Consider the following 13,171-nt stretch of genomic DNA (forward strand, 5'->3'; position numbering starts at 1 on the left):
ACCGCGATCAGAGGCAGTGGCTGCACAGCCGGTCTTCGCAATCGCCGCGGGCGATTTCCACCGGTGCGTCTATCCACGGTTGCATGGCCGCGGCGAGCGCGCCTTGCGCGGCCAGCGCGGCGTCGGCGGACAGCGCCAGGCGGTTGCGGCCGGCGCGTGCGCGTTGCGCGGCCAGGCCGATGCTGGCGTTGTTGGCGAGCAAGGCCAGGCAGGGCTGGGCCGATATCCGCGTCAGGCGCCGATAGCGGCGATGCTGCAGCAAGGGCCCGGCCAATTCGCGCGGCAGGGCGCGGTCGCGCCAGTACGCGGCCAGCGCACCGGCGACGCCGTTCGCGCCGGGGCCGCGTTCTTGCCCGAGTTCCAGCGCGCTCTCGAGCGCGGCGAAGGCGAGAGTGCGCGCGATCGCGGCAGCGGCGAGCTGGGCCTCGCGGCCGCGGTAGTCCAGGCCGAGCGCGGCCAGGGCGTCGGCCAGCCCCATGACGCCGATGGACAGTGCCGGCGCGGCGGCCCGCTCGCCCTCGCACAGCCGCACCGCATCGTCGAGCAGGCGCACGCTCAAGCCGGCGACGCCGGCGAAGCCGGCATGATCGAAGCGCGCGGCGGCGCTGTGCGGCGCCAGCACGAACGCGCCCAGATTGAGGCAGGCCTGCGGCTCGGGCAGGGCGGTCGGCGCGCGGCCGGTGCCGGCATGGCGCAGCAGACGCTCGTCGGGCAGCAGTTGCCAACGGCTGAACACTTCGATGTAGCGCTGGCGCCAGCGGTCCGCGTGCGCGCCCGCGCCCGCTGCGAGGGCGCCGGCGACGCGCTGCCAGGTCGCGTCGATGGTGCGGTCGCGCAACAGGTCGCCGCTGCGCCAGCGGAAACTGGCATCCCAGACATCGACCGCGTGCGGGTCGGTGAAGCGCGTGGGCGTGCTCAAACGATGGACCGGGGGGTAGCGAGGGAGACGATCCACTATGCGACCGGCGCACCGCCCGGCATTGACGCCGGTCAATCCCCGGCGCCGCGCCGATGCGGGGAGCGCGGCGGCGAGGGCGCTGTTACACATCGTTACCGCCGGTTACCGCAGCCACATCGTCCGGCGGCGTCGCGCGCCTAGGCTGGCGCCATCCCCATCGCAGGAACGCCGCCATGTTGCTCGAAGCCGTCTCGCCTTCCGCTGTCGCGTTCCATGCGCCGCATTTCGGGGCGGTGCCGGCGGTGGCCGGCGCAGTCGCGGGCGACGGTTCGGCGCGCAGCCTGGAGCAATTGTTGAAGGATTGGCCGCTGCAGCGCCGTTGCGTGCATGCCAAGCAATACGTGTTCCGCGCCGGTCAGCCGCGCCAGGCCCTGTATCTGGTGCATGCCGGTTTCTTCAAGACCGCCCTGGTCAGCGACGATGGCCGGGAGAAGATCACCGGCTTCCGCATGCGCGGCGATCTGCTTGGGCTGGACGCGCTGGACCAGCCTGTCTACACCTGCGATGCGGTCGCGCTGGATACCGGCGAGTTGTGGGAGCTGCCGTATGCGCAGCTGCGCGAGCGCCTGCCGCAGTTCCAAGAGCGCATCACCGCGATGCTGGCCGGCGAGATCCGCCGCGACTGGAACTGGATGCTGGCCCTGGGCACGCTGGGCGCCGATCAGCGCGTGGCCGCGTTCTTGCTCGACCTGGCGGCGCGCCTGGAGGGCCTGGGCTTCAGCGCCAGTCGGCTGATGCTGCGCATGACCCGCGCCGAACTCGGCAATTTCCTGTCCCTGACCCTAGAAACCGTGACCCGGGCCTTGTCGCGTCTGCAAGCGCGCGGCCTGATCGCAGTGGACGGGCGCGAGATCCGCATTCTCGAACCGGCCGCGTTGCAGGCGGCGCAGCGCGATCCGGCGTTGTGCCATTGAGCTCGGCGACCTAGTCGCCGGCGTCGTCGACGACGGGATTCAATGCGCGGCCGATCGCCGCGACCAGTTGCTCGCGACGATAGGGCTTGCGCAACAGCTCGAACGCGCCGGCTTCGGCGGCCGCGGCCGCGGCGTCGGTTTCGTAGCCCGAAGTCAGCACCACCGGCAGCAATGGGCGAAGCGCGCGCGCGGCCAGCGCCAGTTCCTTGCCGTTCATGCCGGTGCCGAGCATGACGTCGCTGAACATCAGCGCGATGTCGTCGCCGATCGCCAATTGCTGCAGCGCCTGGGCCGCGTCGGCGACCGCGATCACCCGATAGCCCGAAGCCTGCAGGAAGGACACCGCGATGCCGCGCACCGCGTCGTCGTCCTCGACCACCAGCACGGTTTCGCCGTTGCCGTCGACGCGCGCCTCGTTCGGCGCCGGCGCATCCGCGACCCAGGCTTCCGCCGCCGGCAGGTACAGGTCCACCCGAGTGCCGTAACCGAGCGCGCTGTCGATGCGCAGGTGGCCGCCGCTCTGCTTGGCGAAGCCGTACACCATGCTCAGGCCCAGGCCGCTGCCGCGGCCGCTCTCTTTGGTGGTGAAGAACGGTTCCATCGCCCGCGCCAGGGTCTCCGGCGCCATGCCGCGGCCGGTGTCGGCGACGCTGATGCGCACGTAGCGGCCCGGCGCCAGGTCGGCGCCGGCGGCGTCGGCTTCGACCCGGTGTTCGCGCGCCTCGATCGCGATTTCGCCGCCGCGCGGCATGGCGTCGCGCGCGTTCAAGGCCAGGTTGACCAGGGCCGCATCGAGTTGCGCCGGGTCGGCATAGGCCGGCGGCAGATCGTCGGCGCAGTGCAGGTACAGGCGCACGCTTTCGCCGAGGGTGCGCTTGAGCATGGATTCGACGTCGCGCAGCAGCGCCGGCGCGTCGACCGCGCGCGGGCTCAGGCGCTGGCGGCGGGCGAACGCGAGCAGCTTGCCGGTCAGCTCGGCGCCGCGCCCGACCGAGCGCAGCGCGCTGGCGATCAACTCGCCGGCCTCGGGCGTGTGCTCGTACTCCAGTTCCAGCAGTTGCAGGCTGCCGGACATCACCGTCAGCAGATTGTTGAAGTCGTGGGCGATGCCGCCGGTGAGCTGGCCGACCGCGTCCAGCCGCTGCGAGTGCGCCAACTGCTCTTCGGTGCGGCGGCGCTGGACGAAGGCGGCGATCAGGTTGGCCACCGATTGCAGCAGGTGCACGGCGTCGTGATCGAACAATCCCGGTTCGGCCGCGATCGCGAGCAGGGCCCCGAGCGGGCGGCCGCGGTCGAACAGCGGCATCAGGGCGGCGCTGCCTTCGGCCTGCGCGGCGAACGGAAAGGCGCCTCCCAGGGCGCGGTGCTGGCGCAGGTCTTCGACCAGCCAGGGTTCGCCGCGCGCCAGCGCCTGCAGCACCGCAGCGATGTCGTCCTCGCCGGCCGCGCCGCGGTTCAGACCGATCGCGGCGCGGGTGTCCAGGCTCTGCCGGTCGCTGGCGACGAACAGCACCGCCACGGTTGCGGCGCGCAGCGCGCCGGCGAGCAGGGCGGGCACGTGGTCGATGACCCCGGATTCGTCCTGCGCCTCCAGCGCCAGCTGGCCGATGCGCGCGACCAACGCGTCGTAGCGCGCGCGCACCAGCGCCTGGCGTGCGCGTTGGGTTTCGGAGATGTCGCGGATCGAGGCCAGGTAGCGCGAATCCTCGCCGTCGCCGATCGGGCTCAGGGCGATTTCGACCGGGAAGCGGGTGCCGTCCAGCCGCATCCCGATCAGACTCTGGCCGGTGACGCCCATCGGCCGCACGTGCGGCCGCGCCATGTAGTCGTTGCGGTGCGCGCGGTGGCGTTCGCGCGCCTCGTCGGGCATCAGTTTTTCGATCTCGATCCCGCTCAGCCCGCCACGCGGATAGCCGAACAGGCGCTCGGCCTGGACATTGGCCTGGACGATGCGGCCGCGGCCGTCGGCGACGATCAGCGCATCGGGCACCGCTTCGAACAACCCGGGGAATGAGACGCTCATGCGCGGCGGACCTCGACCGCGAGCACGTAGCCGGCGCCGCGCACCGACTTGATCAGCTGCGGTGCGGCCGGGTCGGTTTCGATCTTGCGCCGCAGCCGGCCGATGCCGACGTCGATGGCGCGATCGAAGGGGCCGGCGTCGCGGCCGTGCACGCGGTTCATCAGCTGGTCGCGGCTGAGCACTTCGCGCGGGCGTTCGGCCAAGGCGCGCAGCAGTTCGAACTCGCCGGTGGTGAGCGCGACCTCCTGTCCGGCCGCGTCGCTCAGCCGGCGAGCCGGCAGGTCCAGACGGAAGCCGCCGAATTCCAGGCAGTGCCCCGCGGCGGGCGCCGGCGCCGGAGCAGGCGCCGCGCGGCGCAGCACCGAGCGGATCCGCGCCAGCAGCTCGCGCAGATCGAAGGGCTTGGCGACATAGTCGTCGGCGCCGAGTTCCAGGCCGACCACGCGCTCGACCGCTTCGCCGCGACCGCTGACCACGATCACCGGGCCGCGCCAGGCGCCTTGCAGATGACGCAGCAGCGACAGGCCGTCTTCATCGGGCAGGCCGAGATCGAGCAGCACCAGGTCGACCGAATCGTCGAGCGAGGCGCGCGCCTGCGCGGCGCTGGCGGCGCTGACGGTGCGGAAGCCGTTGGCCTGCAGATAGCGGCTCAACAACGAGGCGATATCGGGATCGTCGTCGACCAGCAGCAGTTTCGGCGCGGGGGCGGATGCGGCGGCAGGGTCCATCGGCAGGCTCGCATGGCGGGGAGCGGCCCGCGAACGGGCAAGGCACAACGCCCAGGATGGGCTTATCGCGCAGCGCCCGCAAGCCGCGCGCGGCTTGCCGACCGGCCGCGCAAGGTGCGATTGCGACGCCGGTCGGCGCTTGCCCCTGCGATCGCGGACGACTGATCCAGATCAAGCGCCGCCGAGCCCGGATAGGCCAGGCTGTGGGCGTTTCCCATGCGGACTGGCCATGTTCAAGGACATTCTGGTGCCGTTGCTGCTCGGCGACATTCAGCCGCCGGTGTTGCGCATGGCCTGTGCGCTGGCCGAAGCCGGCGGCGGGCAGGTCACGGCCCTGGTCGGGGTCAGCCTGGCCGCGCCGGTCGCCGAGGCCTGGGATTACTACCCGGCCGGGTTGTACGAAACCATGCGCGAGAGCGCGCTGGCGACCACCGATGCGATCGCCGAGGCGGTCGAGTTGCGCCTGGCCGGCGAGTCGGCGCGTTGGTCGGTGCGCAAGAGCGAGTCGTTCTGGCTGACCCCGGGCGAGATCTGCGTGCAACACGCGCGTTACGCCGACCTGACCGTGCTCGGCACCGGTCAACGCGAGGCGCCGGCGCGGCGGCGCTTGTTCGCCGCTCTGCTCGGCGGCTCCGGCCGGCCGGTGCTGCTGGTGCCGGAGGACTGGGCCGGAGACGGCCGGGTCGAACATGTGGTGCTGGCATGGAAGTCTTCGCGCGAGGCGGCGCGCGCGTTGCACGATGCCATGCCCTTGCTGGCGCGGGCGCGCTCGGTCGATCTGTTGATGGTCGATCACGATTTCGAGCGCGATTCGCAAGCCGATCCGATGGGTTTCCTGCTCGGCAGCCATCTGCAGCGGCATGGGATTCCGGCCGAACTGGTGCGGCGCAGCGCCGAGCGCAGCTCGGTCGGCGAAGTCGTCGCCGCGCATGCGCGCGAATCCGGCGCCGACCTGATCGTGGCCGGCGGCTACAGCCATCCGCGCCTGCTGGAAGACGTGCTCGGCGGCGTCACCCGCTATCTGCTCGACCATGCGCCGGTGCCGGTGTTGTTCTCGCACTGAGCCGGCCGGGCGGGCGAGGACAGGGGAGTTCTTGGCGCGACCTACCTATCGCCGTTCCCGCGAAGGCGGGAACCCAGGGCTTTATCGCCACGCAGGGCAAATCAGGCCGCGCGGCGCAGGGCCGAGGCCGCGAGCAGGGCGCCGAAGCCGACCAGCAAGGCGCCGAACACGCGGTCCAGCCAGCGCCTGAAGCGTAGCAGGCGAGCGCGCACTTCTTCGCCGGACAGGGCCAGCGCGACCAGGCCGAACCACGCGATGTGCGCGGCGGATACGAAGGCGCCGTAACCGATGCGCTGCGCGAGCGGCGTGTCCGGTTGGACCGCCTGCAGGAACAGGCTGACCACGAACACCGTGCTCTTGGGATTCAGCGCATTGGTCAGAAACCCCGTGCGCAGCGCGGCGAAATCCGACAACGCTACCGGCGCGGACGGCCCGGCAGCGGCGGCGGTGGGCGTGCGCAGCATCTTGACGCCCAGCCACAGCAGGTACAGCGCGCCGATCAGTTTCAGCGCGGCGTACAGGCGCAACGATTGCTGGATCGCCAGGCCGACGCCGAGCAGGGTGTAGGCGATGTGCACCCAAACGCCCAGGCCGATGCCCAGGGCGGTCAGCAGTCCGGCGCGGCGCGACAGCAGCAGGCTGTTGCGCGAGACCATGGCGAAGTCCGGCCCCGGGCTGATGACGGCGATCAAGGTGATGGTGACGACAGCTAACAGCTCATGCATGCGCGGGACGGGCGAAAATCGGCAATTGCCGCTAAATTAGGCCGATGAAAAGCCGTCCGCAAACGACGATTGTTCACTCAATGGGTGAGGAAAAATCACGACCGACGCGGGCTCGGCTGCCGCCGTTGGGCGCGTTGCGTTGCTTCGAGGCGGCGGCGCGGCTGCAGAGCTTTACCCGCGCCGCCCAGGAACTGCACCTGACCCACGGCGCGATCAGCCGGGCGGTGCGTTCGATCGAGGACGCTCTGGGCGTAGCCCTGTTCGAACGCCGTCACCAACGGGTACGGCTGACCGCGGCCGGTGCGCGCCTGCGCGAGGCGGCGGCGAACGCGTTCGACGGGTTGGAGGCGGCGGTACGCGAGTTGCGCGCGGCCGCCGGGCCGCGTCCGCTGCGCTTGTCCTGCGAGCCGACCCTGATGATGCGTTGGCTGATCCCGCGCCTGGCCGGTTTCCACGCGCAGCATCCGCAGATCGCCTTGCAATTGGTCGCCGGCGGCGGGCCGGTGCCATTCGGCGAGGTCGACCTGGCGATCCGGCGCAACGATTTCGACCGCGACGGCGCACATGCCGAGTTCTTGTTCGAAGAGCGCATCGGCCCGGTCTGCAGCCCGCGCACGCGCGGGCAATGGCTGACCGCCGCCGCGCGGCCGCGCTTGCGCGCCGAAGCCTGCCTGCTGCATACCGCGACCCGGCCCGGGGCGTGGAACGATTGGGCCCGGGCCAGCGGCGCGACCCTGCCGCAGCGGCGCGGCCAGCGTTTCGAGCATTTCTACTTCAGTCTGCAGGCGGCCGTGGCCGGCCTCGGCGTGGCGATCGGGCCCTGGCAGGCGGTACGCGACGACATCGACGCCGGCCTGCTCGAAGCGCCGCTGGGCTTCGTCGCCGACGGCAGCCGTTACGAGCTGTTGTCGCCGCAGGCGCCGATGGCGGGGACGCCGGAAGCGGCGGTGCTGGACTGGCTGCGCGCGCAGGCCTAGCCGCTGTACAGCGCTTCGGGCGTCCGGCGCAGCCGGGCCACGTCGCGCAACGGCGGCGCGCCGAACAGGCGGTTGTATTCGCGGCTGAACTGCGAGGGGCTGTCGTAGCCGACCGCATAGCCGGCGCTGGCGGCGTCGAGCGCGCGGCTCAGCATCAGCTTGCGCGCTTCCTGCAGGCGCAGTTGCTTCTGGAACTGCAGCGGGCTCATCCGGGTGACCGATTTGAAATGCGCGTGCAGCGCCGAAGGGCTCATCCGCGCCTGGGCCGCCAGTTCGGCCAGATCGAACGGATCGCGGAAATGCCGCTTGATCCACGCGATCGCGCGTTGGATCTGGCCGAGCCGGCTGTCGGCCTGGGCGATTTCGCGCAGGCGCGAACCTTGTTCGCCCTTCATCAGCCGGTACAGGATTTCGCGTTCGACCAGCGGCGCCAGCAGCGCGATATCGTCGGGCGTGCGCAACAGACGCAGCAGGCGCAAGGCGGCGTCGACCAGTTCCGGCTGCAGATCGCCGAGCATCAGACTGGGGTCGGACGTCGCCGCCGCCGGCGTCGCGCCCATCTCCATCCATAGCGCGGCAAGCATGGCCGGGTCGAGGTCCAGACGCAGGCACAGATAGGGTCGCTCGGCTGAGGCTTCGATCACCTGACCTACGATGGGTACGTCGACCGACACGGTCAGATAGCGATTGCGGTCGTACTCGTAGACCCGGTCGCCGAGCAACACCCGTTTGCGCCCCTGCACGACGATGCACACCGCCGGTTCGTGCAGGGCGTGCAGCGCCTCGGTCGGTGCGGCGCTGCGGGTCAGCGCCAGGCGCGGGATCGCGGTTTCGTGCACGCCGTCGTCGACGGCGTTTCGAGCAACCAGGTCGGTCAGTTCGGCGAGGGCTGACATCGTCGGTCCGCAGCGGCAGGCAGGAGAAAGACCGGCGAATGCGGGCGAATTCGCCGGCCGGGGAAGGGGGCGATGATCCGCCGCGGACGCTGCAGCGGCAAGCGCAGCGGTCGCGCTTTGGAGAATCGTGCAAGAACCGCCCGCAATCGTTCTACCGCCTCCCGGACGGGCGCGACGACAGTGGCGCCAGGCCGGACGAACCGCGTCCGCCGCTTCCCAGGAGCTCCGCCATGTCCTCTGTTCCAGCTATTTCAGCCATTCCAGCCATTCCAGCCAAGACCGTACTGATCACCGGCGCCAGCAGCGGCATCGGCGAAGCCACCGCCCGCCTGCTCGCCGCGCGCGGCGCGCGGGTGGTGATCGGCGCCCGCCGCGGCGAACGCCTGCACGCCCTGGCCGAAGAGATCGCCGCGGCCGGCGGGCAGGTGCGCCAACGCGTACTCGACGTCACCGACGCCGGCGATGTGGCCGCCTTCGCCGCCTACGCGCAAGAGCAGTTCGGCGCCATCGACGTGTTGGTCAACAACGCCGGGGTGATGCCGCTGTCGACCCTGGACGCGCTCAAGCTCGACGAGTGGAACCGGATGATCGACGTCAACATCCGCGGCGTGCTCCACGGCATCGCCGCGGTGCTGCCGGCGATGCGGGCCCAGGGGCATGGCCAGGTGGTCAACGTCGCTTCGTTGGGCGCGCATTACGTGGTGCCGACCGGCGCGGTGTATTGCGCGACCAAGTTCGCGGTGTGGGCGATCTCCGACGGCCTGCGCCAGGAGAACGAGCGCATCCGCGTGACCACGATTTCGCCCGGCGTGGTCGAATCGGAACTGGCCGACAGCATCAGCGACCCCGCGGCGCGCGAGAACATGAAGGCATTCCGTCGCATCGCGATCCAGCCCGATGCGATCGCGCGCGCGATCGCGTTCGCGATCGAGCAGCCGGACGATGTCGACGTCAGCGAGGTGATCGTGCGCCCTACGGCCGGGACGTTCTGAGTTGCGGGGATGGGGGATTCGGGATTCGGGATTGGCTAGGCGAATCCGAATCCGCTTTCGGCGGTCGTCGGTCGGCGGTCGTCGGTCGGGTCGATGGATTGCGATCGCGAATGCGGCAGGGCGAGCCTGCCGTTTTCGCGTTTTCGCGTTTTCGCTTAGCGGCTCAGGCGAAATCGAACAGCGCGTTGAGGCGGCCGTAGTCCATTGCCCGCGCTTGCAGCGGCCGCGAGTCGCCGTCGCCGAGAAAGCCGCCGGCGAGGTCGGCCAGGCGGGCATAGGCCGACTGCGCCAGGTCCGATCCGGCGCTGAGCCGGCGCACGCCCCAACCCTGCAGTTCGGCGGCCGGCGGCAAGGCCGGACGTGCGAGCAGGTTCAACGGCAGGTCGCAGCCGGCGGCGATCGCGCGTACTTCGTGCTCGGCGGTCAGGCCGGGCACGAACAAGCCGTCGGCGCCGGCCTCGCGGTAGCGCGCGGCTCGGGCGAGGGTGGCCTCGACCCGCTCGCCCTCCGCGGCGAGGCCGCGCAAGTACACGTCGGTGCGCGCGTTGAGGTAGAGCGGCACGCCGAGCCGGGCGGCCGCGGTTTTGACCCGTTCGATCTTGGCGCACAACCGCTCGGGGCCGGCGCCGCCGTCCTCCAGGTTGATGCCGACCGCACCGATGTCGATCAGCGCCGCGACGGTGTCGGCGACTTGCGCCGGATCGTCGGAGTAGCCGCCTTCGACATCGACCGACAAGGGAATGCGGATCGCGCGGGCGATGCCGGCGGCCACGTCGATCAGGCGCTGCGCCGGCAAGCGGTCGCCGTCGGCGTAGCCCTGCGCCCACGCGACGCCGGCGCTGGTGGTGGCCAGCGCTTTTGCGCCGAGGCTTTCGATCAGGCGCGCGCTGCCGGCGTCCCAGCCATTGGCGAGCAACAGTACGCCGTCGTGATGGAAACGATGGAACTGCGCGGCGTGATCGGCGGTGGCGGACATCGAGGGTTTCCTTCGCAAGGGCGCGCAGTATCGGCCGCGCGGGCAGGGTTTACTTGCCGTTTTCGGACATCGACGTCGGCGCCAGGCGGGTGTCGGCGTCCCAGCGCCGGATCGCGTCTTCGACCGCGTCGACGCCGAGCGCGGCGGCGGCCGGATCGATTTCGTCGAGGGTGTCGTGGGCGCTGTGGATCACCCGCATCACCTTGGCCGTCTCGGCGGTTTTCTCGCGCCGGTACGCGGCCAGGATCAGCGGTACTTCCTCGGCGCCGATCAACGAGTACGACACCGCCGGCCAGCCAGCCTTGAGGAAGGAGCGGTGGTCGCTGGGCGGATACTGCTCGCCCGGCGCCAGGCTCAGGCCGGCGGCCTCGGCGGCGCTGCGGCTGGCCGCGACCAGCGCGCTGTCGGCCTCGGGGGTCATCATCCACAGGGTCTTGCCCCAGCCGAACACGTCGAAGTTGACGTACAACGCCGGCTTGGCGCGGTTCTGCGCGATGTAGGCGGCCGAGCCGAGCAGGCCGGCTTCTTCCAGGTCCCAGAACGCGACCGCGACGCGATGGCGGCTCAGCGGACGCTGCTTGAAGCGCTCGGCCAAGGCCAGCACGGTCGCACTGCCGGACGCGTTGTCGGTGGCGCCACGGCCTTCGCCGACGCGATCGAAGTGCGCGCCGAACAACAGCAGCGGCGCATCCGCCGGCCCGGACACGTCGGCGACCAGGTTGGTGCCGCGGCCGTGTTTGCCCGCTTCGAACGTTTGCGCATTCCAGTGCAGGCCGATCGCGTCGAGCCGGCGTTCGATCGCGCTCCGGCGTCCATCGCCGGCGTCGGCATCGGCGATCGCGTCGACGTCGCCGATCCAGCGTTGGGCTTTGGGCGCCGCTTCGCGGGCAAGGGCGGGCGCGGCAGCGGTCAGCCACAGCGCGGCGGCGACGGCAATCACGAGCGTAACGGGGCGGCGTCGTTGCATGAGTTCCTCGGAATGGGATGGGCGAAACGGAGCGGTCATTGTGAACCTAGTAACATTATCAGTGCCTTGCACCGCACAAAGCGGCCGCGTAGCCTGCTCGGAGTGGCAGCAAGGCGGCAGGGGAAGGACATGACCATCCGTGTTTTCATCGTCGACGATCATGCGCTGGTGCGTACCGGCATGCGCATGATTCTGTCCGCGGAAACGGATATCGAGGTGCTCGGCGACGTCGAAAGCGGCGAAGAGGCGATGCCGCTGATCCGCAAGCTCAAGCCCGATGTCGTGCTGTGCGATCTGCACCTGCCCGGCGTCAGCGGCCTGGAAGTGACCGAGCGCATCGTCAAGGGCGATCACGGCACCCGGGTCATCATCGTCTCGGTGCTCGAAGACGGGCCGATGCCCAAGCGCCTGCTCGAAGTCGGCGCGTCGGGTTACGTCGGCAAGGGCGGCGACGCCAGCGAGCTGTTGCGGGCGATCCGCGACGTCGCCCGCGGCAAGCGCTACCTGGCCAGCAACATCGCCCAGAACCTGGCGCTGTCGAATATCGACGGCGGCGCGTCGCCGTTCGACGAGCTCTCGCCGCGCGAACTGGAGATCGCCTTGTTGCTGGTGCAGGGCTTCCGGCAGGAAGAAATCGCCAAGCGCCTGAGCCTCAGCGCCAAGACCGTCAACACGCACAAGACCCGGCTGTTCGAGAAGCTGGCGATCACCGACACCATCGCCCTGGCGCGCTTGGCCGCGCAGTACGGGCTGGCGGATCCGGCGCATTCGTTGTGATGCGGCGGTAGCCGCGACTGCAACAGCGACATTCAATCCCGACATTCAACCCCGGTCCCGGTTCCATAGACGAGGGCGGCCGGCAGGGAGCGCGGCGAACCTTTGGGCCGTTGCCGGTGGCTGCACGAAGCCCGCGACTGCCCTTTTCGAAACGGGACGCGATCGGCTGGGCTTGGGCCAACTGGTGTGCTTTCGTCGATTCGCTCCGTGAGAGAACGGTGCGCGATTGCGCCCGCGCCGGGCTTGTCCGCTTGCGCTGTTCCTCATCGAAAAGCTGGGATTCGCAGGCGCTCCTCGCAACGATAAGCGGACCGAGCGAGCGCGGGGTCGATGCAGTGAGACGCGATGCGCGCGTGTCGGCGAATCGCGGCGATAAAAAAAACACCGGCCGCTCGCGCGGCCGGTGGTTTCGCTGACGCGTGGATCGAATGCCGCGCGATCAGGCGCGACGTTCGTGGCTGTCGTCGCCCTTGCCTTCGGCTGCATCCTCGCCCTCTACCGCCGCGTCGGCGGCGTCGGACGCGGCCGGGGCCGAGGGCAGGGGATCGAACAGGCTGCCGGTGCGCGGCGTGGCCGGCGCGGTCGGAGCCGGCGCGACGGCCGGTACCGGATCGACCGCGGTTTCGGCCGTCGTTGCGGGCTCGGCGGCCTGCGCCGGAGCGGCTGCCGCCTCGACCGCGGCCGGCGTTTCGACGGCCGCGGTTTCGACGGCGGGCGTGGCCGCAGCGGCGCTGACGACGTCACGGTCGGTCTCGACCGGGCCCGGGGCCGACGTCTCGGCCTGGGTCGGACGCGGGGCCGGCACTTCCTCGGTGGCCTTTTCTTCGACCTTGGGCGCTTCGATCAGCACCGGTTCGACCGGCGTGGGAGCGACCACCTCGCTTTCGACCACGGTGTCGCGCACCGGTTCCGGTTCGATCACGGCCGCCTCGGCCAGGTCCGGTTTGACCGGCGTGCTGGGCGCGGCTTCGAGCGCAGGCTGGACGGGCTCGATCGCGACCCGCTCGATGGCGGCGACGGCGTCTTCGGCCGGGGCCGCGACCGGCGCGGTGTCGGTCTGACGGGTGATCACCGGCATGGCCGGTTCGAGCACGGGCTCGCGCGTCGGCTCGGCGGCCTTGGGCGCTGCCGCCGGCACGGATTCCGATGCGGCCGGCGCGGCGGGTTCGCCGACC

At 70.7% G+C, this 13,171-nt stretch carries 12 protein-coding genes and 1 pseudogene; 5 read left to right on the top strand and 8 right to left on the bottom strand.

All coding sequences use genetic code 11. The features are described from left to right. Nucleotides 1-7: 7 nt before the first annotated feature. On the bottom strand, nt 8-919 hold the full coding sequence (locus TX83_RS05395; protein ID WP_064746916.1) for a hypothetical protein: 912 nt from the start codon (nt 917-919) through the stop codon (nt 8-10). Nucleotides 920-1,131: 212 nt separating this feature from the next. Here TX83_RS05395 and TX83_RS22565 point away from each other — a divergent pair, with 212 nt between their 5' ends. Beyond that, nucleotides 1,132-1,872 carry a helix-turn-helix domain-containing protein gene (locus TX83_RS22565; RefSeq protein ID WP_064746917.1) on the top strand — a complete coding sequence of 247 codons (741 nt, stop codon included), beginning with the start codon at nt 1,132-1,134 and terminating at the stop codon, nt 1,870-1,872. 10 nt (nt 1,873-1,882) lie between these two features. On the opposite strand, the gene TX83_RS05405 is transcribed toward TX83_RS22565, so the two are convergent. Then, nucleotides 1,883-3,895, bottom strand: a complete 2,013-nt coding sequence (locus TX83_RS05405) for an ATP-binding protein (RefSeq protein WP_079248054.1) — start codon at nt 3,893-3,895, stop codon at nt 1,883-1,885. Then, nucleotides 3,892-4,623, bottom strand: a complete 732-nt coding sequence (locus tag TX83_RS05410) for a response regulator (protein WP_064746919.1) — start codon at nt 4,621-4,623, stop codon at nt 3,892-3,894. The genes TX83_RS05405 and TX83_RS05410 overlap by 4 nt, the downstream gene beginning before the upstream one ends. A gap of 229 nt (nt 4,624-4,852) precedes the next feature. On the opposite strand from TX83_RS05410, the gene TX83_RS05415 reads away from it, so the two are divergent. Continuing rightward, complete coding sequence (locus tag TX83_RS05415) at nt 4,853-5,686, top strand: universal stress protein (RefSeq protein WP_064746920.1); 834 nt, start codon at nt 4,853-4,855, stop codon at nt 5,684-5,686. 101 nt (nt 5,687-5,787) lie between these two features. Here the strand turns inward: TX83_RS05415 and TX83_RS05420 are convergent, their stop codons facing one another. Next, nucleotides 5,788-6,411, bottom strand: a complete 624-nt coding sequence (locus TX83_RS05420; RefSeq protein WP_064746921.1) for a LysE family transporter — start codon at nt 6,409-6,411, stop codon at nt 5,788-5,790. Nucleotides 6,412-6,536: 125 nt separating this feature from the next. On the opposite strand from TX83_RS05420, the gene TX83_RS05425 reads away from it, so the two are divergent. Further along, nucleotides 6,537-7,388: a LysR substrate-binding domain-containing protein gene (locus TX83_RS05425; RefSeq protein ID WP_222423720.1), complete on the top strand. Its 852-nt coding sequence runs from the start codon at nt 6,537-6,539 to the stop codon at nt 7,386-7,388. Here the strand turns inward: TX83_RS05425 and TX83_RS05430 are convergent. Beyond that, nucleotides 7,385-8,284, bottom strand: a complete 900-nt coding sequence (locus tag TX83_RS05430) for an AraC family transcriptional regulator (RefSeq protein ID WP_064746923.1) — start codon at nt 8,282-8,284, stop codon at nt 7,385-7,387. The two genes, TX83_RS05425 and TX83_RS05430, sit on opposite strands and share 4 nt — an antisense overlap. A gap of 230 nt (nt 8,285-8,514) precedes the next feature. Between TX83_RS05430 and TX83_RS05435 the strand changes: the two genes are divergently transcribed. Next, nucleotides 8,515-9,276, top strand: a complete 762-nt coding sequence (locus TX83_RS05435; protein WP_064746924.1) for an SDR family oxidoreductase — start codon at nt 8,515-8,517, stop codon at nt 9,274-9,276. Nucleotides 9,277-9,439: 163 nt separating this feature from the next. Here the strand turns inward: TX83_RS05435 and TX83_RS05440 are convergent, their stop codons facing one another. After that, the gene (locus TX83_RS05440) at nt 9,440-10,252 is read right to left on the bottom strand and encodes an isocitrate lyase/PEP mutase family protein (protein ID WP_064746925.1); all 813 of its coding nucleotides are present in this window, start codon (nt 10,250-10,252) and stop codon (nt 9,440-9,442) included. Nucleotides 10,253-10,301: 49 nt separating this feature from the next. Then, on the bottom strand, nt 10,302-11,192 hold the full coding sequence (locus TX83_RS05445) for a M28 family metallopeptidase (RefSeq protein WP_186442521.1): 891 nt from the start codon (nt 11,190-11,192) through the stop codon (nt 10,302-10,304). A gap of 156 nt (nt 11,193-11,348) precedes the next feature. Between TX83_RS05445 and TX83_RS05450 the strand changes: the two genes are divergently transcribed. Beyond that, nucleotides 11,349-11,996, top strand: a complete 648-nt coding sequence (locus tag TX83_RS05450; RefSeq protein ID WP_064746927.1) for a response regulator — start codon at nt 11,349-11,351, stop codon at nt 11,994-11,996. 439 nt (nt 11,997-12,435) lie between these two features. Here the strand turns inward: TX83_RS05450 and TX83_RS05455 are convergent. Then, a pseudogene (locus tag TX83_RS05455) lies at nt 12,436-13,171 on the bottom strand (hypothetical protein); the annotation flags it as partial.

Source organism: Lysobacter antibioticus HS124, from assembly GCF_000336385.2.
Taxonomy (GTDB): domain Bacteria; phylum Pseudomonadota; class Gammaproteobacteria; order Xanthomonadales; family Xanthomonadaceae; genus Lysobacter; species Lysobacter firmicutimachus.

Bases quoted from the DNA above. Each gene is read 5' to 3' on its own strand.
- TX83_RS22565 (WP_064746917.1), top strand. From the start codon at position 1,132: ATGTTGCTCGAAGCCGTCTCGCCTTCCGCTGTCGCGTTCCATGCGCCG.
- TX83_RS05405 (WP_079248054.1), bottom strand. From the start codon at position 3,895: ATGAGCGTCTCATTCCCCGGGTTGTTCGAAGCGGTGCCCGATGCGCTG.
- TX83_RS05410 (WP_064746919.1), bottom strand. From the start codon at position 4,623: ATGGACCCTGCCGCCGCATCCGCCCCCGCGCCGAAACTGCTGCTGGTC.
- TX83_RS05415 (WP_064746920.1), top strand. From the start codon at position 4,853: ATGTTCAAGGACATTCTGGTGCCGTTGCTGCTCGGCGACATTCAGCCG.
- TX83_RS05420 (WP_064746921.1), bottom strand. From the start codon at position 6,411: ATGCATGAGCTGTTAGCTGTCGTCACCATCACCTTGATCGCCGTCATC.
- TX83_RS05430 (WP_064746923.1), bottom strand. From the start codon at position 8,284: ATGTCAGCCCTCGCCGAACTGACCGACCTGGTTGCTCGAAACGCCGTC.
- TX83_RS05435 (WP_064746924.1), top strand. From the start codon at position 8,515: ATGTCCTCTGTTCCAGCTATTTCAGCCATTCCAGCCATTCCAGCCAAG.
- TX83_RS05440 (WP_064746925.1), bottom strand. From the start codon at position 10,252: ATGTCCGCCACCGCCGATCACGCCGCGCAGTTCCATCGTTTCCATCAC.
- TX83_RS05450 (WP_064746927.1), top strand. From the start codon at position 11,349: ATGACCATCCGTGTTTTCATCGTCGACGATCATGCGCTGGTGCGTACC.